Genomic DNA, 16,395 nt, shown 5'->3' with positions numbered 1-16,395 from the left:
TCACGACCATGGCACAGCCGCACGGCGAGGAACTGCAGGCGATCCTGGAGCGTCAGGCAGAGCTGAGGGACCGTTACCTCCTCCCGGCCGGGGAACGCCCCGCGCCCACGACGCAGGGGGTCCACCACGCCGCGTTCATCGCCCGGGACGTCGAGGAGACCATCCTCTTCTACCGGGACGTCCTGGGCCTCCCGCTGGTGGACCTGATCGAGAACCGGGACTACCGCGGCTCGACGCACTTCTTCTTCGACATGGGCGGCGAGAACATGCTCGCCTTCTTCGACTTCCCGGGCCACCCCCACCCCGACTACGCGGAGACGGTCGGCGGCGGCCACCACGTCGCGCTGTCGGTCACGCCCGAGGTCTTCGCCACCGTGAAGGCACGCCTCGACGAGCAGGGCATGGCGTACGCGGCCTTCCCGACCGAGGTCGCGGACAGCATGTTCCTGGCCGACCCCAACGGGCTGAGGATCGAGCTGATCACGGAGCCCAAGGGCTACGCCCTCGGCGAGTACATCCTCTGACACCAGCGATGCGGGCAGCGGGTGCCGGGCACCGGCCGGAGGGGCGGAAGATCGCCTGACGGTCGTCGGCCCGGCCCCGCGCGGAACTCCGACTCTGAGGCGGGACCGCCGAGTTCGGCCTGCCGGGGAGGCGGCATGTCCGCCGGACGGGTACAAGCCGTGGTGGCCGCGAACGACTCCCGCGCGTACTCGCGCCGTTGGAGAGCGCGCAGGACGGCACCACCGCGCATCGCCGGTCCGCTTCTCCCCCGGTCCGCTTCTCCCCCGCCCGGTACGAGACCGCCCGGGCCACCCTCGTCGGGCGCCGCGCGTGGCCCCCGCGTCAATTCGGATGCGCCGGCGTGCGGGGCGGGGTAACGTCCCCGTCCGACGCCTTCCGATGCGCCGTGCCCCGGTTACTTCCTGCGAAAAAAGTACCCACCGGTGCACACCCCTGATCTCGGGAGGCGCCGTTCTCGCGTGCGCCGGGCGATGTCGGTGACCGCGCGTGTTCCGTGCCGCGTGTGTTCCTGCCGCGCGCCCTCCGACCGCCACCCGCCAGGGGGACATCTGCATGACCCGGTTCAACCGTCAGCGGGCCAAGACCGAGGCCAGGGAGGAGATCCGGGCCGAGATACCGGGCGTCACCGCGGGCGGTGCCACCTCCCCGCTCTCCGTGCACGGCCGCTGGGTCGTGGCGCCTCCCCGGTCCGCACGGGCCGTGTTCCGGACGGTGTTCCCGCCGCCCGGCCTCAACCACGAGGCGGGCGCCGGGTACGCGAGGGAGCCCAAGGCGGAGCTGTTCCTGCTCGCCGTCTCCCACATGGCCGGTCAGAACAGCTTCTACGAGGACGCCGGGTCCCGCGACGAGCGCTACGTCCGGCTGGTGCGGCAACTCGCCGTCGAGGAGCCGCAGTGGACCCTCGGTCTGCTGCGCTGGCTCCGCACACGGGCCCACATACGAACGGCGTCGGTGGTGGGCGCGGCCGAGTTCGTCCGCGGCCGGCTGGACGCCGGGGCCGCGGGCTTCTCCCGGCAGGCCGTCGAGGCCGTGCTGCAACGCCCCGACGAGCCGGGCGAGTTGCTGGCGTACTGGACCTCCCGGTACGGGCGGAAGCTGCCGCAGCCGCTCAAGCGCGGGGTCGCGGACGCCGTGCGCCGGCTCTACACCGGCCGCGCGCTGCTCACGTACGACACCGCCTCGCACACCTTCCGCTTCGGCGACGTACTGGAGCTCACCCACCCCGCCCCCGCGCCCGGCCGTCCGTGGCAGGGCGGGCTGTTCCGGTACGCGCTGGACCGGCGGCACCGTCCGGACCGCGCCGTACCGCCGGCCGGGGAACCGCTCCTCGCCGCGCACCACGCGCTGCTCTCCGTACCGGTGGAGCGGCGGTACGCGCTGGTCACCGGGGCGGACGGGGCCGAGCGGCTGGCGGCGGCCGGGATGACCTGGGAGGCGCTGGCGGGCTGGCTGCAGGGGCCGCTGGACGCCGCGGTGTGGGAGGCCGTGATCCCCTCGATGGGGGCGATGGCACTCGTGCGCAACCTGCGCAACTTCGACCTCGCCGGGGTCGGCGACGAGGCGGCCGCGGAGGTGGCCCGCCGGATCTCGGACCCCGCCGAGGTGCTCCGCTCCCGGCAGTTCCCGTTCCGCTACCTGGCCGCGCACCGCAACGTTCCCTCGCGGCGGTGGGAGGAACCCCTGGAGACGGCCCTCGGGCACTCGCTGGCGAACGTGCCCGCGCTGCCCGGCCGGACGCTGGTCCTGGTCGACCGGTCGGGCTCGATGTTCGACCGGCCGAGCGCGGACACCGAGCTCAACCGGGCCGACTCCGCCGCGATCTTCGGCACCGCGCTGGCGATGCGGGCCGAACGGGCCGACCTCGTCCAGTTCGGCACCGGCAGCCTGCGCGTCGAACCGGCGCGGAACGAGTCCGTCCTGCGGGCGCTGGACCGGTTCGGCGACCTCGGCGGCACGAACACCGCCGCCGCGGTCACCCGGCACTACGCCGGGCACGACCGGGTGGTCGTGGTCACCGACGAACAGGCCTTCTGGTCGCCCCTGGGCGGCCCGCTGAACGCCGTCCCGGAGCGCGTCCCGGTGTACACATGGAACCTGGCGGGGTACGCCATGGGCCACGGCGCGACCGGGCCGCACCGGCACACCTTCGGCGGCCTCGGCGACGCGGCGTTCCGGCTGATCCCGCTCCTGGAGGCGGGGCGGGACGCCTCGTGGCCCTGGGACCCCGCCGTCGTCACGGACTGACGCGCCGGGTCAGGCCTTCTGCTCCGGCTTCGCGGTCTGCTCCGGCTGCGTGGTCTGCGTGGTCTGCGTGGTCTGTGCGTCCTGCCCGCGGAGCGCCTTCTCCACGGCGTCCCGCACCCGGGTGTCCTCGCGCTGCTTGCGCCGTGCGCGGCCGCGGCGCCTGAGGACGATCACGGCGGCGACGGCCGCGGCGAGGAGGACGAGCAGCAGGAGCAGGATCCAGGGCACGGCCCAGCCGTGGGCGGTGGCCTCGACCGGGTCCAGGGGGTTGATGGAGCCCGACGCGTCGGTGAGCATCGGGGTGAGGGTGGCGGTCGCGGTCAGGCTGACCGCGGGTGCCACGCCGTGGACGGGCACCTTCACCTTCCAGCTCTCCCCGGGCAGCAGCTCCGGCGGCGCGGCGATGTCGCCGGCCTTCGCCCGCAGCCATCCGAACGGGCCCGCCACCGAGACGGACTGGCGCGCCGACAGCATCGCGTTGCCGGTGTTGTGGATCGTGTACGTGACGGTGGCGTCGCCCGTGCCGAAGGGGTTGGCCGGGCCGCTGTAGTCGACGTGGAGGTCCTCGACCGCGAGCTTCGGCTTGAGCGCGCCGCTGACCCGCAGCTTGACCCGGATGCCCAGGCGCCGGTCCACGTTGATGCCCTGGTCCTCGTCGGACTGCTTGAGCGAGGTCAGGATGCCGCCGACGTAGTCGCCGGGGGTGGCGTTGTCCGGGACGGTGACGGTGAAGGGGATCTCCGCGGTCTTGCCGGGCTTGATGACGACGCTGTCGCGGTCGGCGTGGACCCAGGCTCCGATCCCGACGGACTTCTTGTCCTTGGTGAGCAGGTCTAGCTGCCCGGTGTCGGTGGTGTAGCCGTCGGACGCGTAGAGCGCGAGCCGCAGCGGGGTGGTGCTGCGGTTGGCCACGACCATGGCGTCCTTGACCTGACCGCCGGGGTTCGCGGAGTAGCTGTAGCTGGACCGGTCGTCGCCGAACCCGTTCGCGGCCGTCCTGACCGTCCAGGTGACGTCGCCGTCGGCCGCCCGGGCGGGACCCGCGTGGAGGCCCACGAGGGCGAGGGCCGCGAGCAGGACCAGGACGGCGGTACGGGCGAAGGGCGTCGTGCGGCGCGGTGCGGACGGGAGCATGTCGGGGTTCTCCTGGAGCGGGAGGCGGGGCAGGCACCGACGGTGCCTGCCCCGCCGTCAAACGGGTACGGTCAGCTGCTCAGCGCAGTGATCGTGAGGGTGGCGCGGTAGCCGCCCTTCTCGACGCTGTCCGGGATCTTCAGATCCAGGTCGGCGCCGAGCTTGGCGGAGCCCCGCGAGTGGCCCTGCTCGGCGGAACCGAGGCCGCGCGAGACGGACAGGCCCTGGCCGTGGTCGTCGTAGCCCGAGGTCACCGGGTCGCCGGCCTTGGCACCGGCGCCGCCGTCCAGGACGTACGGCGTCCAGCCGAGGTAGGAGCCGGAGAACGTCTTGTCGGCGTCCTTGAAGTCACCCACGTTGGCCGAGATCGACCACGGGGCGAGCGAACGGCGGCTGTCGGAGACGAGGATCGGGTTGATCTTGCCGCCCGCGACGAAGTGGTCGCCGTCCTGCTCCTTGGCGGTACCGAGGTCCACCAGGCCGTTGTAGCCGTCGATGGTCCAGCCGAACTCACCCGGAGCCGGGTTGGGGACGTCGACCTGCAGGTCCTGCTTGTCCCCGTGGTACGGGTGCACCGTGACGTCGTCGACGTGCGAACCGACCGGCTGGTCGGCGCCGTTGGCGGCGCTGCGGATGTTCTCGACCACGAGCTTGTCGTTGCGCACCTGGACCTTGACGTAGGTGCGGACGTGCTCCTGGTTCTGGACCGAGTTGTACCAGTAGCTGTTCGGGTTCAGCGGGTCGGCGCCGTTGCCCGCGCCGCTGGTGCCGCTGCTGTCCGGCTTGGTGATGTCGTAGTACTTCGAGCCCGAGGCGGAGTTGGCCGTCACGTAGAGGACGCCGCCGGGACCCGGGTACACGTCGGAGGCACCGGGCTGCTCGGCCGGGTTCTCCTTCTCACCGTTCTTGATCAGGTAGCTGCGGGAGTAGCTGTGGTCGTGGCCCTGCAGGACCAGGTCCACCCCGAGCTTGGAGAAGGTCGTCGGGAAGTCCGTACGACGCAGCTTGTTGTCGCCGTCCTTGGCGTGCGAGGCCGGCGAGTAGATGGCGTGGTGGTAGACGAGGACCTTCCACTTGGCCTCGTTGCCGTGCTTGTTGATGACGTCGGTCACGTAGTTGACGTGCGCCGCGTCACCGCCGCCGTTGGCGGAGTTGTAGCTGTTGCTGTTCAGGTCGATGAACAGCACGTCCTTGTAGATGTACCAGTAGTCACCGCCCGACTTGGTGCCCGCGGGGTTCCCGTTGTCGTAGTACGGGGCCGAGCGGTCGGTGTTCGGGGTGGTGAAGTGCTGCTCGTAGGCCTTGCCGCCGACGTCGTGGTTGCCGATGGTGGCCGCCCACGGGTACTGGCGCAGTCCGTCGGGGGCGAGGAAGGAGTTCCACTGGGACTCGGTGTTGGCCGTCTCGACCTGGTCACCGCCCGACACCAGGATCTCGGCGTTCGGGTTGGCCTTCAGCGAGACGTCGACCGTGTCCTGCCAGCCGGCCTGGTCGGCGGCCAGGTTGCCCGACGAGCCGATCTGCGGGTCGCCGTAGAACAGGAAGTCGTACTCGCCCTCGAAGTCCTGCGTCTTGAAGGAGTACGCGGTGGACCAGTTGCCCTCGCTGCCGACGCGGTAGGAGTACTGGGTGTTCTCCTTCAGGCCGGTGATCGTCGCGTGGCGGTTGAAGCCGCCGCTGGTGGCGATGTTCGCCGCGCCGATGGCGTCGAAGGTGGCGGAGCCGGCCGGGAACTGGCCGTCGGTCACCTGCGCGGTCGGGGCGACCTGGATCTGCTGCGCCGTGTCGGCGGAGGAGTACCAGGTCACGGTGCGCTGGGTCTCGTTGGCGCCGACACCGAGGACGATGCCGCTGAGGGTGGCGGTGTCGGCGGCGGACGCCGAGGTCACCAGCCCGTTGCCAAGGGCAACCGTCAGGCCGAGGAACGCCGCGGTGGCCCCGGTGGCCACACGGCGCCGCGCGGACCCGGGGGTCCGCGAGGAGTTGCTCGATCTCATTTTTGTCTTTTCCTTCTGTGCACGAATCGTGTGCATCGAGTGGAGAACCCCACGCTCACCTCGGCAGGTAAAGCGAACATAAATGCGAGCTACGTGATAGTTGAACAACGCACGAGCCCTGGACGCAGTCTCAGAATCCGGACACTCGTTGCACGAACCACACCAGCCCCATCACGGACACCCCTGCCGATATCCCGCCCGTGGCCCACAGCCCGGCCCGCGCCGAGCGGCGGCGCAGCAGGATCAGCAGCGGGAAGACGAGGGCGATGACGGCCAGTTGGACCACCTCGATGCCGACGTTGAACACCAGCAGGGACCACAGCAGCGTCCACGACCACGCCTCGTCGATCCCCAGCGCACCCGCGAAGCCCAGGCCGTGCACGAGGCCGAAGCAGAACACGACGCCGAGGCGGGTCCAGCCGGCCCGGTCCAGGCTGAAGTGCCCCTGCCCGGGCGCCTCGAGCTCGGTCGCGTGGTCGCCGCGCCGCCAGATCCGCCACAGGTACCAGCCGGCGACCACGGCGATCGACAGCGCGATGACGGGCTCCACGATCCGCGCGGGCACGTCGACCACGCCCAGCGCGGCGAGCATGAACGTCACCGAGTGCGCCAGGGTGAAGCTGGTGGCCGCCAGCACGATCTCGCGCGGCCGCCGCGAACCGGCGATCAGGGCGAGCAGGAACAGGATGTGGTCGATCCCGGTCAGCAGGTGCTCGGCGCCGAGCCGGAAGAACTCCCAGAACCGCTCGTACCAGGACTGGCCGAGGGAGAAGGACGGGTGCTCGGAGTCGAGCGCGGCACTGCCCGAGCCGCCGTCGAGCGCGTACGTGACGATCGTCTTGGTGCCCTTGACGTAGCCCTCGGAGTCGGGGAACAGTCCGCTGCGCACCTCGCGGTCCTCGCCCTGCGGGCAGTTCCAGTCCAGCCGGAGGGTGGCGTACGGTACGCCCTCCCGCCGGCCCATCGTGAAGCCGCCGGCCGGGGTCGCGGTGCAGGCCTTGCCGTCGGAGGCCACCGTGAAGCGCTCGGCGGCGTACGCGACGGCCGACTTCGCGTGCGCCTCCAGCGCCGCGGCCTGCGCGGCGGAGTCGCCGGCGTCGAACGCGGCGGTCCCTTCACGGAAGAGGGTGTCGTCGTGCTGGTAGTCGGCGGCGGACACGACGAAGAGGTCGTACTCGAGCTCCAGGGTGGTCCGTATGCGGCCCCCGTCGGCCGGGGCGACGTCCGCGTACACGGTCGAGGTGAACCCGTGCGCGAATGCGGACTGCTGCCCGAGGCCGAGGAGGGCGATCACCGCCGCGATGATCCCGACGAGGCTGCGGCGGAGGCGATGTGACATGTGGCTCCTTCAGGTTGCCACTGCACGGTGCACGTCATGGGTGAACCGGAACCGGCCGGCCGGCGAATCGTGCGAAAACAAGTCCGAGAACAGGCCCCCGCGGATGGAGCCGAAGCGGGACGGATTGCAGGATGGGGGCGGCACCACCTGTCACCACCCGGAGGTCGATCGCCTTGCGCCCCCCGCTTCGAGCCGCCGCCACCCTGGCCGCGGCCGCCGCGCTGCTCACCGGATGCGGCTCCGGCGACGACTGGTCGGAACCGCATCCCCGGCCCAGTGCCGTCGGAACGCCCGGCCCCGGCTTCGTCGACCGCGCCGCCCCGCCCGCCCCCGAGGCCACCGCCACCCCGCGGCCCGGCTCCTGGTCGGGGGTCCACCCCTCGAAGGGCTACCGCGTCGTCCTGCTCACCTCGGGCGACGACCGCCCCACCAAGAGGCTCGTGACCGCCGTGGAGGAGTGGGCCGAGGCCGAACACGTCGACCTCAGGAAGGTCGTCGCCGACCACCCCGCCGACCTCCTGCCCACCGTCACCCGGGCCCTGGACATGCACGCGGACCTCATCGTCGGCGCGGGCAACGCCCTGATCGACCCCTTGGCCACGGTCACCCCGAACCACCTCTCCCAGCAGTTCCTCGTGGTGGGCGCGGAGTTGGCCGAGCCCACCGCCAACGTGACCGCGGTCGACTGGTCCGGCGCGTCGTTCCGCGGCGAGGGCCTCGGCATGTCCTCGACGTACGACCCCGCCACCTTCACGCCCGCCCGCTGCGCCGCGGCGATCCGCGCGGGCGTCGCGGCCGTGCTGGGCGGCGTGACCGGGATCGTCCTCTGGCTCGACGAGCACGCGGGCTAGCGTCCCGCCGTGCCCATCCCCCGGCGATCCGCCGCCGAGGCCCTGTCCCGAACCCTGCGCCGCCACGGCGCCGCGCCCGACGCCGTCAGCGACGTCGGCGTGGCCTGGGAGGCGTTCGCCGAATTCCTGGCCGTCGAAGTCGAGGGCGTCGAGGAGGCCGACGGCGACGGCTTCATCGCCGAATGGGGCCGGTGGGACTGGAACGACGACCTGCCCGCGCTCTCGTTCGGGCGGCTGCTCGCGGTCCGCGACACCGGCGGCGACGCCGCCCACCGGCAACCGGAGTACTGGAAGGTGGAGCTGCAACTCTGCTTCGCCGAGGATCCGGCATGGGCCGAACTGCACGACCTGGGCCTCCAGGACACCGGATTCGACCACCACGCCATCGGTGCGCCCAGGACCGCCGCGCTCGCGGAGACGCTCCGCTTGATCCAGTCCTGTCCGCAGTTGGCCGCCATGTGGCGGGCCACGCCCGTGCGCAGCGCCGTCACCTTGGAACGCGCGGGCTGATCGCGTGCGCCTGCGGTGGCACCACGCGGCAGCACGTGGTGCCACTCGGTGCCAGCTGGTGCCACATCGCACCATGGATGGCGCATCAGGCACGGATGGCGCCACGGTGACCCAGACCGCCGCCATGGCATTTTCCCAGCTCAGAGCGCCAACCCACCCGCCCGCACCCCGCATGGCACCACGGGGGCTTGCGTATGGCGCCATAGTGATGCCATGATGGCGTCATGGACCTCACCCCGTATGTCGACACCCTCCGCCGCGAACTCGCGGTGGCCGCCGAAGCCGGCGGGGAGGAAGCCCGCGAGCTGGCGGAGCGGCTCACCGCTCCCCTGGAGTCGGCGACCCGCCTGACCATGCTCAACGTGCTCTCCGCGGCGATGGACGAGATCACCCGCGAACTCGCCCCCGGCTCGGTCGACGTACGGCTTCGCGGACTGGACCCCGACTTCGTGGTGACGCTGCCGCCCGCCGGCGGCGGCCCCGCGGAGATGGGCGCCGCGCCCGTCGAACCGCACAGGACCCCGGTCCCGGCCGAGGGCGACGAGGGCGGCACCGCCCGCGTCAACCTGCGCCTGCCGGCGCATCTCAAGACCCGCGCCGAGGAAGCCGCGAGCCGCGAGGGCCTGTCGGTCAACGCGTGGCTGGTACGGGCCGTGTCGGCCGCGGTCGACGGCGCGCCGCAGCCACGCGCGACGGAGAAGACCCGCACCACCGGACAGAGCTTCCGGGGCTGGGTGCGCTAGCCGCGCCCGCGCCCCGCCCCACGTCACCCACACCACGTCCCACCAGCGGGGACGACCCAAGGACTCAGAAGGACGGGACAGCCATGCCTACTTTCGACACCCCCGAACCGATCTCGGTCACCGCCCACGTGGGCGCCGGTTCCATCCGGTTCACCGCGGGCGACCGCTCCGACACCGTCGTCGAGGTGCGGCCGCGCGAGCCGAAGCGGGACAAGGACGTACGGGCCGCCGAGCAGACCGAGGTCACCTACGCGAGCGGTGCCCTGACCGTCAGGACGAAGGAGCGCTTCCTCATCGGGCCCAGCGGCGTCGTCGACGTGACGGTCGAGCTGCCCACGGGCTCGGGCGTCGACGTGACCGGCTCCTGGACCCAGGTGCTCGGCGAGGGCCGGCTCGGCGAGGTCCGGGTGAAGACCTCGTCCAACGACGTGCGCTTCGACACCACCGGCCCGCTGCAGCTGACCGCCTCCCACGGCACGGTCACCGTCGACCGGGTCGAGGGTCCGGCCGAGATCACCACCAGCTCCGGCAGCCTGCGCGTCGGCACCATCGACGGCCCCGCCGACATGAGGAACTCGCACGGCACCACGACCGTCGGCGCCGCGCTCGGCGAGCTGCGGGTGCGCGGAGCGCACGGCAACGTCGACATCGCGCGCGCCGAGAGCTCGGTCACGGCCACCGTCGCCCACGGCAACCTGCGCGTCGCCGAGGTCGCCCGCGGCGCCGTCCGCCTGGAGACCTCCTACGGCGCCATCGAGATCGGCGTCCGCGAGGGCACGGCCGCCTGGCTCGACGTCAGCTCCGAGCGCGGACAGGTGCGCAACACGCTCGCCGGCTCCGAAGCCCCGCAGAAGACCGAGGACACCGTCGAGGTCCACGCCCGGACCCGCTGGGGCAACATCGAGATCCACCGCGCCCAGGCCTGAGCCGCACGACCTCGCCACGCCCGTCCCCCACCCACTTCAGCCTTCGATCGGAGGGCCCCATGCCTTCATCTGTCATGCCCACGCCCAGGAAGCGCGACGGCCACGCGTCGCCGGCCGCCGTCTCAGCCGTCGGACTGCGCAAGTCCTTCGGCGACAAGACCGTCCTCGACGGCATCGACCTGCGCATCCCCGCCGGTTCCGTGTTCGCGCTGCTGGGTCCGAACGGTGCCGGCAAGACGACGGCCGTGAAGATCCTGTCCACGCTCATCACCGCCGACGGCGGGCAGGCGCAGGTCGCCGGCCACGACCTGGCGACCGAACCGCAGGCCGTGCGTGCGGCGATCGGGGTCACCGGCCAGTTCTCCGCCGTCGACGGGCTGATCACCGGCGAGGAGAACATGCTCCTCATGGCGGACCTTCACCACCTGTCCCGGAGCGAGGGCAGGCGGGTGGCCGCCGAACTCCTGGCGCGCTTCGACCTCACCGACGCCGCCGGCAAGCCCGCCTCCACCTACTCCGGCGGCATGAAACGCCGCCTGGACATCGCCATGACCCTGGTCGGCAAGCCCCGCATCATCTTCCTCGACGAACCCACCACCGGCCTGGACCCCCGCTCCCGCCACACCATGTGGAAGATCATCCGCGAACTCGTCACCAGCGGCGTGACCGTCTTCCTCACCACCCAGTACCTCGACGAAGCCGACGAACTCGCCGACCGCATCGCCGTACTCGACAACGGCACCATCGCCGCCGAGGGCACCGCCGAAGAACTCAAGCGCCTCATCCCCGGCGGACACGTCCGCCTCCGCTTCACCGACCCCGCCGCCTACCGCGACGCCGCCACCGCCCTGCCCACCGCGACCGGCGACGACGACGCCCTGACCCTGCACATCCCCAGCGACGGCAGCCAGCAGGCCCTGCGCACGCTCCTGGACCAGCTCGACACCGCCGCCGTCCACGCCGACGAACTGAGCGTCCACACCCCCGACCTCGACGACGTCTTCTTCGCCCTCACCGGCAACGACACCCGCGTCCCGAACCAGCCCACGGAGGCCCTGCGATGAGCACCCTGTCCCTCGCCCTGCGCGACTCCTCGACGATGCTGCGCCGCAACCTCCTGCACGCCCGCCGCTACCCCTCCCTCACCCTGAACCTCCTGCTCACCCCGATCATGCTGCTCCTGCTGTTCGTCTACGTCTTCGGCGACACCATGAGCGCCGGCATCGGCGGCGGCACCCCCGACCGCTCCGCCTACATCGCCTACCTCGTCCCCGGCCTGCTCCTGATGACCATCGGCAGCACCACCATCGGTACCGCCGTCTCCGTATCCAACGACATGACCGAGGGCATCATCGCCCGCTTCCGCACCATGGCCATCCACCGCGGCTCCGTGATCGTCGGACACGTCATCGGCAGCGTCCTGCAGTCCGTCGTCAGCGTCGTCCTCGTCGGCGCCGTCGCCGTCGCCATCGGCTTCCGCTCCACCGGCGCCACGCCCCTGGAATGGCTCGCCGCCCTCGCCCTCCTGGTTTTGTTCGCCACCGCGCTGACCTGGATCGCCGTCGGCATGGGCCTGGTCAGCCCCAACGCCGAGGCCGCCAGCAACAACGCCACGCCGTTGATCCTCCTCCCGCTCCTGTCCAGCGCCTTCGTCCCTCTCGACGCCATGCCCGGCTGGTTCCGGCCCGTGGCCGAGTACCAGCCCTTCACCCCCGCCATCGAGACGCTCCGCGGTCTCCTCCTCGGCACCCCGATCGGCGTCAACGGCTGGATCGCCACCGCCTGGTGTGTCGGCCTCACCGTCCTCGGGTACCTGTGGGCCACCGCGAAGTTCAACAGCACCAGCAGGTCCTGACCCCCGTACGCGCACCACGGCAGGAGGGCCCGCGAGGAACGCGGGCCCTCCTGCCGTGGGTCAGTCCGTCGTGAGGTGCGTGTCCATCACCGTCACCAGCGCCGCCCGCTGTGAAGTCCCCTTCGGCGCGCGGGTCTGGTCGAGCCGCAGTGCCGCGGCACGGCCGCGCAGGGTCAGGGTCATCAGCTGGTTGCCGAACCAGGGGCCGTCCAGCTTGCGCCAGCGCAACGCGGGGGCGACGGCGCGGCCGTGCCGGGTGAGGGCGCGGCCGATGAGGCGGGCGGGGCCGGTCCAGGCGAAGCGGAAGGCGAGCCGCATGTAGCCGGGGATCGTGTTGTGGACCGGGGAGCAGGTGAGTTGCAGCAGCCGGGAGCGCAGGGGCGTGCCGGGGCGGTGGGCCTCGGCGGTGTAGGCGTGGTGGACGTCGCCGGACAGGACGCAGATCGTGGCGGGGGCCTCGGGATCGTCGGCCGCGTCGGTGAGGATCCCGGCGAGGTCGTCGAAGGAGTCGGGGAAGGCCGACCAGTGTTCGAGGTCGCCGGCCTGGCGCAGGCGTTCGCCGCGGTGGGTCCAGCGGTGTCCGCGGCTGCCGCGGCAGAGGGCGGCGCTCCAGGCCTCGGCGGCGTGGACGGCGTGCGGGAGGAGCCAGGGCAGGGAGGTGCCGATGAGCAGGTGGTCGAAGCTGCCGTCGGGGCGGGCGTTCCCCCGCAGCCAGTCGAGTTCCTCCGGGTCGAGCATGGCGCGTTCGTGCTCGTCCAGGACGCGGGCGGCGCGTGAGTCGACCATCAGCAGGCGGGTGCGCCCGAGGTCGCGGCGGTAGCTCCAGCGGGTGTGCGCCGGGTCGGCCTCCACGCGGGCGGCGAAGGCGCGCAGGGTCTCGGTGCCGTCGTCGGCCGCGCGTACCGCCGCGAGCAGCTTGTCCGCGGCGAGTTCGGCGGGGGTGAGGTTGCCGAGGTGCTGGTGGACCCAGTACGAGGTCAGGCCGCTGGTGACGCGTTCGTGCCACCAGGCCGTCTCCCGCATGGTGTTGCGCCACGTGTGGGAGGTGTTCCAGTCGTCTATCACGTCGTGGTCGTCGAAGATCATGCAACTGGGCACGGTGGACAGCAGCCAGCGGATGTCCGGGTCGAGCCAGGACTCGTAGTAGAGGTGGGTGTATTCCTCGTAGTCGGCGACCTGATCCCAGGGCGGCTCGTTCAGGTCGCGGCGCCGGGCGAGCCAGCGGCGGGTGGCCGCGGAGGTCTCGTCGGCGTAGATCTGGTCGCCGAGCAGCAGCAGGAGGTCGGGGCGGGGCGCGTCGCCGGAGGCGATGTGGTGGGCGAGGGTGTCCAGCGCGTCCGGGCCGAGGGGGTCGGGTTCGTCCGGGGGCGGTGCGGCCCAGCGGCAGGAGCCGAACGCGACGCGCAGCGGCCGTCCGTCCCCTTCGCCGTCGCTGTCGTGTGCGGCGGTGCGGATGGTGCTCGGCGGGTACGGGGAGCCGGGCAGCGGCCAGACCTGCTGCCCGTCGAGGAGGACGCGGTACGCCGTGGTGGTGCCGGGGCGCAGCCCGCCCACGGTGACGATCGCGTAGTGGTGCCCGGCGATCTGCCAGGTGTGCTCGCTGCCGTCGGCCCCGTCGTCGCAGGCGACGGTCACGGTGGCGGGGCGGTCGGCCTCGACCCACACGGTGGCCGTGTCCTCGTCCACGTACCTCAGCAGCGGGCCCAGGCGCAGTTGTGCCATGGCGGTCGGCCTTCCCTCCGTCGTCGTGAGTTGTGGACGTCGGAGGGAAGGCGTGAGTTCCCGACCGCGCCCCGGCCGTGGTCCCGGCGGCCGGGGCGGAGCCGGGACGTGGGATCAGCAGCCGCCGAGCACGCTGCTGAGCTTGCTCTTCTCGGCGGAGTCGACCGACAGGCCGTAGTAGTACTTCACCTGGACCCAGGCGCGGACGTAGGTGCAGGCGTAGGCGGTGCGCGACGGCATCCAGGTGGCCGGGTCCTGGTCGCCCTTGGCCTGGTTCACGTTGTCCGTGACGGCGATGAGCTGCGGGCGGGTGAGGTCGTTGGCGAAGGACTGGCGCTTGGCGGTGGTCCAGGCGGAGGCGCCGGAGTCCCAGGCCTCGGCGAGCGGCACGAGGTGGTCGATGTCGAGGTCGGAGGCGGCGGTCCAGGTGGCGCCGTCGTAGACGGAGTACCAGGAGCCGCTGGTGGCGGCGCAGGCCGAGTCGGTCACGACACCGCTGCCGTCGCGCTTGAGCACGGTCTCACGGGTGTTGCAGGCGCCGCTGATGGTGATCCAGTGGGGGAAGAGGTCGCGGTTGTACCCGGTGCGGTTCTCGGTGGCCACCTTGAGCGAGGCCAGGTAGGTGCGGGCGGTGGCCGCGCTGACGGGGGTGGGGAGCGCCGCCTGGGCGGTAGGGCCGTTCAGGGTCGCGAAGCCGGCGAACAGGCTGGTGAGAGCCATGAGGAGACCCAGGCGTCGACGCGCGTAGACACTGCGCCGCGCGAGAGCACTGCGTATCCGGGACATAGGGAACTCCCTTTGATGTGGGGGTGTTTGGCCACTGAAACCGCTGGCCATCCTTCTGCTGGGACGTTTCTGCGGGACAAGCGGCAGGTAACAGGTTGGCGACATGGACACGTCATGTCTAGAGGTCGGACGGCACCGGATCCGCCCTCGCGCGGGCCGGCTCCCCTACGGCCCGGGCGCGGTAGGCGTGCGTGCCGGTGCGTCAGAAGCCCGGCGAGCCCGGCCCGATCGCGGTGCGCGCCGCATGACGCGTCATCCGCCGCGCCCGCACGGCTGCGTGCCGGAGTTCCGTCGGCTCCGGTGATTCCCGCTCTGTCCGGCTGCTCTTTCCCCTGGGGCTGCACCGACACGACTGCGGAGCGCGGTGAGGCCGGAGTCAGGGTGCAGGTCGAGGACACGTACCGCCTCGAGCCCCACCCGCAGGTGCCCTCCGAAGGCGACCAGGTCCGCTTCCGCTACCGCTTCGACGGCGCCGACGGGAGATCCGAGCCCGTTCTGGACGCCTGCGCGGTCGACAAGGAGCGCGTGGCGCCGGGGTGTCGGACGGTCTCTTCGTCCCAGGCGTTCGGACCGGACGGCGACCCCACGGCCACCGACTGGCTCGCCGTCGAGCACCCCGAGCAGGTTGCCGGAGTGCTGTTGACGGTGGCGGGCCGCATCCCCCGGCGCCGGCCCGCATCGGGGACCGGTTGTAAGCCGTCGTTCAGTCGGCGAGCCGGCGATGCGGGGCGGCCTGCGCGGCACCGAACTCGGTCACCGCGTCGCGGACGATGGCCTCGAGCCGGGCGTGGTGCGCGCCGCGCCAGTACGGGCGCTCGCACTCGGCGCACTGCGCGAACACGTCGTAGCTGCGGCGGGTGCCGTGCTCCAGCTTCTCCCAGACCGCGTCCCTGTCGGCCTCCCGCAGCGGCCCGTTGCAGGCCGTGCAGCGCGTCCAGGGTTCCAGGGCGGGCGCGAACCGGCCGAGCACGTCGCGCAGTTGCTCGTCGGGCTGGTCACTGTAGACGTAGGCGCCCGCCCACAGCTCCCGGCGGCGCAGCAGGCCGCGGTCGCGTGAGAGCATCACCCGGCGCTCGGCGGCCGACCGGGCGGCCAGCGCCGGGTCGCCGATGTCCTCGCTCTCGTACGCGGCGTCGACCCCCAGCAGGCGCAACCGCCGGGCGAGCGTGCCCAGGTGCACGTCGAGCAGGAAGCGCAGGGGCGCGCCCGGCACCGGCTGCGGCCGGGTGACGGGCTCGACCTCCACATGGTCGCCCGCGGCCGGCACGTACGAGACGGGGACCTCGCGGCCGTCGGCCAGCAGCCGGCCGACCTCGGTGAGCGGGACCCCGAGCGACTCCACGACGTGCCCCAGGGTGGACACCCCGTCGGTGACGACGGTCGTCCGCCCCTCCCGTCGCGCCGCCGCGGCGAAGAGCCGCAGCGCGGAGGCGAAGCTGATGCCGATCTCGGGTCCGTTCAAGCCGCTCACCCCGCCAGGATGTCATCTCGGCGGCCCGTTGTTGTGTGCGGGTTGTTTGCGCCTGCGGCGGGCGGTTTCCCCGCCCGCCCTCCCGATTGCCCGGCGCGGTCAGTGACCGCGCCGCGGGGTGCGTGGTGGGCCGGGGGCGGGGCCTCCGGGGCTGCACGTCCTGGACTGGGTTATTTACGTGCATGGCGGGCGGTACTTGTTGTGCCCCGGATGCCGCACACAAATATCCCGCAGCGTCCAGAACATCCACCCCTACGACCCCGCCCCCTCCGAATCGTGGGGCGACCAACGG

At 72.1% G+C, this 16,395-nt stretch carries 14 protein-coding genes and 1 pseudogene; 9 read left to right on the top strand and 6 right to left on the bottom strand.

The features are described from left to right. Positions 1 to 8: 8 nt before the first annotated feature. Positions 9 to 524 carry a VOC family protein gene (locus tag OIE69_RS27360; protein WP_326576462.1) on the top strand — a complete coding sequence of 172 codons (516 nt, stop codon included), beginning with the start codon at positions 9 to 11 and terminating at the stop codon, positions 522 to 524. A 553-nt stretch (positions 525 to 1,077) separates the two neighbouring features. Continuing rightward, positions 1,078 to 2,769: a TROVE domain-containing protein gene (locus OIE69_RS27355; protein WP_326576460.1), complete on the top strand. Its 1,692-nt coding sequence runs from the start codon at positions 1,078 to 1,080 to the stop codon at positions 2,767 to 2,769. A 9-nt stretch (positions 2,770 to 2,778) separates the two neighbouring features. Here OIE69_RS27355 and OIE69_RS27350 read toward each other — a convergent pair whose 3' ends face one another. The 3 genes from OIE69_RS27350 to OIE69_RS27340 all read right to left on the bottom strand — a co-directional run bounded on the left by OIE69_RS27350 (position 2,779) and on the right by OIE69_RS27340 (position 7,239). Next, the gene (locus tag OIE69_RS27350; RefSeq protein ID WP_326576458.1) at positions 2,779 to 3,903 is read right to left on the bottom strand and encodes a WxL protein peptidoglycan domain-containing protein; all 1,125 of its coding nucleotides are present in this window, start codon (positions 3,901 to 3,903) and stop codon (positions 2,779 to 2,781) included. A gap of 71 nt (positions 3,904 to 3,974) precedes the next feature. Further along, positions 3,975 to 5,900: a metallophosphoesterase family protein gene (locus OIE69_RS27345; protein ID WP_326576457.1), complete on the bottom strand. Its 1,926-nt coding sequence runs from the start codon at positions 5,898 to 5,900 to the stop codon at positions 3,975 to 3,977. A 130-nt stretch (positions 5,901 to 6,030) separates the two neighbouring features. Continuing rightward, complete coding sequence (locus OIE69_RS27340) at positions 6,031 to 7,239, bottom strand: HupE/UreJ family protein (protein ID WP_326576456.1); 1,209 nt, start codon at positions 7,237 to 7,239, stop codon at positions 6,031 to 6,033. Positions 7,240 to 7,412: 173 nt separating this feature from the next. On the opposite strand from OIE69_RS27340, the gene OIE69_RS27335 reads away from it, so the two are divergent. From OIE69_RS27335 to OIE69_RS27310, 6 genes are all read left to right on the top strand, one after another. Continuing rightward, the gene (locus OIE69_RS27335) at positions 7,413 to 8,090 is read left to right on the top strand and encodes a type 1 periplasmic-binding domain-containing protein (RefSeq protein WP_326576455.1); all 678 of its coding nucleotides are present in this window, start codon (positions 7,413 to 7,415) and stop codon (positions 8,088 to 8,090) included. Positions 8,091 to 8,099: 9 nt separating this feature from the next. Further along, positions 8,100 to 8,600: a hypothetical protein gene (locus tag OIE69_RS27330; RefSeq protein WP_326576454.1), complete on the top strand. Its 501-nt coding sequence runs from the start codon at positions 8,100 to 8,102 to the stop codon at positions 8,598 to 8,600. A gap of 224 nt (positions 8,601 to 8,824) precedes the next feature. Continuing rightward, positions 8,825 to 9,343 carry a hypothetical protein gene (locus tag OIE69_RS27325; RefSeq protein WP_326576453.1) on the top strand — a complete coding sequence of 173 codons (519 nt, stop codon included), beginning with the start codon at positions 8,825 to 8,827 and terminating at the stop codon, positions 9,341 to 9,343. A gap of 83 nt (positions 9,344 to 9,426) precedes the next feature. After that, positions 9,427 to 10,269, top strand: a complete 843-nt coding sequence (locus OIE69_RS27320) for a DUF4097 family beta strand repeat-containing protein (RefSeq protein ID WP_326576452.1) — start codon at positions 9,427 to 9,429, stop codon at positions 10,267 to 10,269. A gap of 59 nt (positions 10,270 to 10,328) precedes the next feature. Continuing rightward, positions 10,329 to 11,333, top strand: coding sequence for an ATP-binding cassette domain-containing protein (locus OIE69_RS27315; protein ID WP_326576450.1), 1,005 nt, complete (start codon positions 10,329 to 10,331; stop codon positions 11,331 to 11,333). Beyond that, complete coding sequence (locus tag OIE69_RS27310; protein WP_326576448.1) at positions 11,330 to 12,124, top strand: ABC transporter permease; 795 nt, start codon at positions 11,330 to 11,332, stop codon at positions 12,122 to 12,124. Before OIE69_RS27315 ends, OIE69_RS27310 begins: the two co-directional genes overlap by 4 nt. Before the next feature lie 60 nt (positions 12,125 to 12,184). Here the strand turns inward: OIE69_RS27310 and OIE69_RS27305 are convergent, their stop codons facing one another. After that, the gene (locus OIE69_RS27305; RefSeq protein ID WP_326576446.1) at positions 12,185 to 13,846 is read right to left on the bottom strand and encodes an alkaline phosphatase D family protein; all 1,662 of its coding nucleotides are present in this window, start codon (positions 13,844 to 13,846) and stop codon (positions 12,185 to 12,187) included. 114 nt (positions 13,847 to 13,960) lie between these two features. After that, on the bottom strand, positions 13,961 to 14,632 hold the full coding sequence (locus OIE69_RS27300) for an HNH endonuclease family protein (RefSeq protein WP_326576444.1): 672 nt from the start codon (positions 14,630 to 14,632) through the stop codon (positions 13,961 to 13,963). A gap of 300 nt (positions 14,633 to 14,932) precedes the next feature. Between OIE69_RS27300 and OIE69_RS27295 the strand changes: the two are divergent. After that, positions 14,933 to 15,327: pseudogene (locus tag OIE69_RS27295) on the top strand (hypothetical protein). A gap of 8 nt (positions 15,328 to 15,335) precedes the next feature. On the opposite strand, the gene OIE69_RS27290 reads toward OIE69_RS27295, so the two are convergent. Next, positions 15,336 to 16,094: a Mut7-C RNAse domain-containing protein gene (locus OIE69_RS27290; protein WP_326581430.1), complete on the bottom strand. Its 759-nt coding sequence runs from the start codon at positions 16,092 to 16,094 to the stop codon at positions 15,336 to 15,338. Between the last annotated feature and the right edge of the window lie 301 nt (positions 16,095 to 16,395).

Source organism: Actinacidiphila glaucinigra, from assembly GCF_035918135.1.
Taxonomy (GTDB): domain Bacteria; phylum Actinomycetota; class Actinomycetes; order Streptomycetales; family Streptomycetaceae; genus Actinacidiphila; species Actinacidiphila glaucinigra.
The sequence above is the reverse complement of the archived record's forward strand: the minus strand, read 5'-3'. Positions and strand labels throughout refer to the sequence as shown.

What these genes read in the sequence shown, in the direction of transcription:
- OIE69_RS27305 (WP_326576446.1), bottom strand. Translation starts at nt 13,846, where the DNA reads ATGGCACAACTGCGCCTGGGCCCGCTGCTGAGGTACGTGGACGAGGAC.
- OIE69_RS27340 (WP_326576456.1), bottom strand. Translation starts at nt 7,239, where the DNA reads ATGTCACATCGCCTCCGCCGCAGCCTCGTCGGGATCATCGCGGCGGTG.
- OIE69_RS27315 (WP_326576450.1), top strand. Translation starts at nt 10,329, where the DNA reads ATGCCTTCATCTGTCATGCCCACGCCCAGGAAGCGCGACGGCCACGCG.
- OIE69_RS27310 (WP_326576448.1), top strand. Translation starts at nt 11,330, where the DNA reads ATGAGCACCCTGTCCCTCGCCCTGCGCGACTCCTCGACGATGCTGCGC.
- OIE69_RS27325 (WP_326576453.1), top strand. Translation starts at nt 8,825, where the DNA reads ATGGACCTCACCCCGTATGTCGACACCCTCCGCCGCGAACTCGCGGTG.
- OIE69_RS27320 (WP_326576452.1), top strand. Translation starts at nt 9,427, where the DNA reads ATGCCTACTTTCGACACCCCCGAACCGATCTCGGTCACCGCCCACGTG.
- OIE69_RS27345 (WP_326576457.1), bottom strand. Translation starts at nt 5,900, where the DNA reads ATGAGATCGAGCAACTCCTCGCGGACCCCCGGGTCCGCGCGGCGCCGT.
- OIE69_RS27355 (WP_326576460.1), top strand. Translation starts at nt 1,078, where the DNA reads ATGACCCGGTTCAACCGTCAGCGGGCCAAGACCGAGGCCAGGGAGGAG.
- OIE69_RS27350 (WP_326576458.1), bottom strand. Translation starts at nt 3,903, where the DNA reads ATGCTCCCGTCCGCACCGCGCCGCACGACGCCCTTCGCCCGTACCGCC.
- OIE69_RS27300 (WP_326576444.1), bottom strand. Translation starts at nt 14,632, where the DNA reads ATGTCCCGGATACGCAGTGCTCTCGCGCGGCGCAGTGTCTACGCGCGT.
- OIE69_RS27360 (WP_326576462.1), top strand. Translation starts at nt 9, where the DNA reads ATGGCACAGCCGCACGGCGAGGAACTGCAGGCGATCCTGGAGCGTCAG.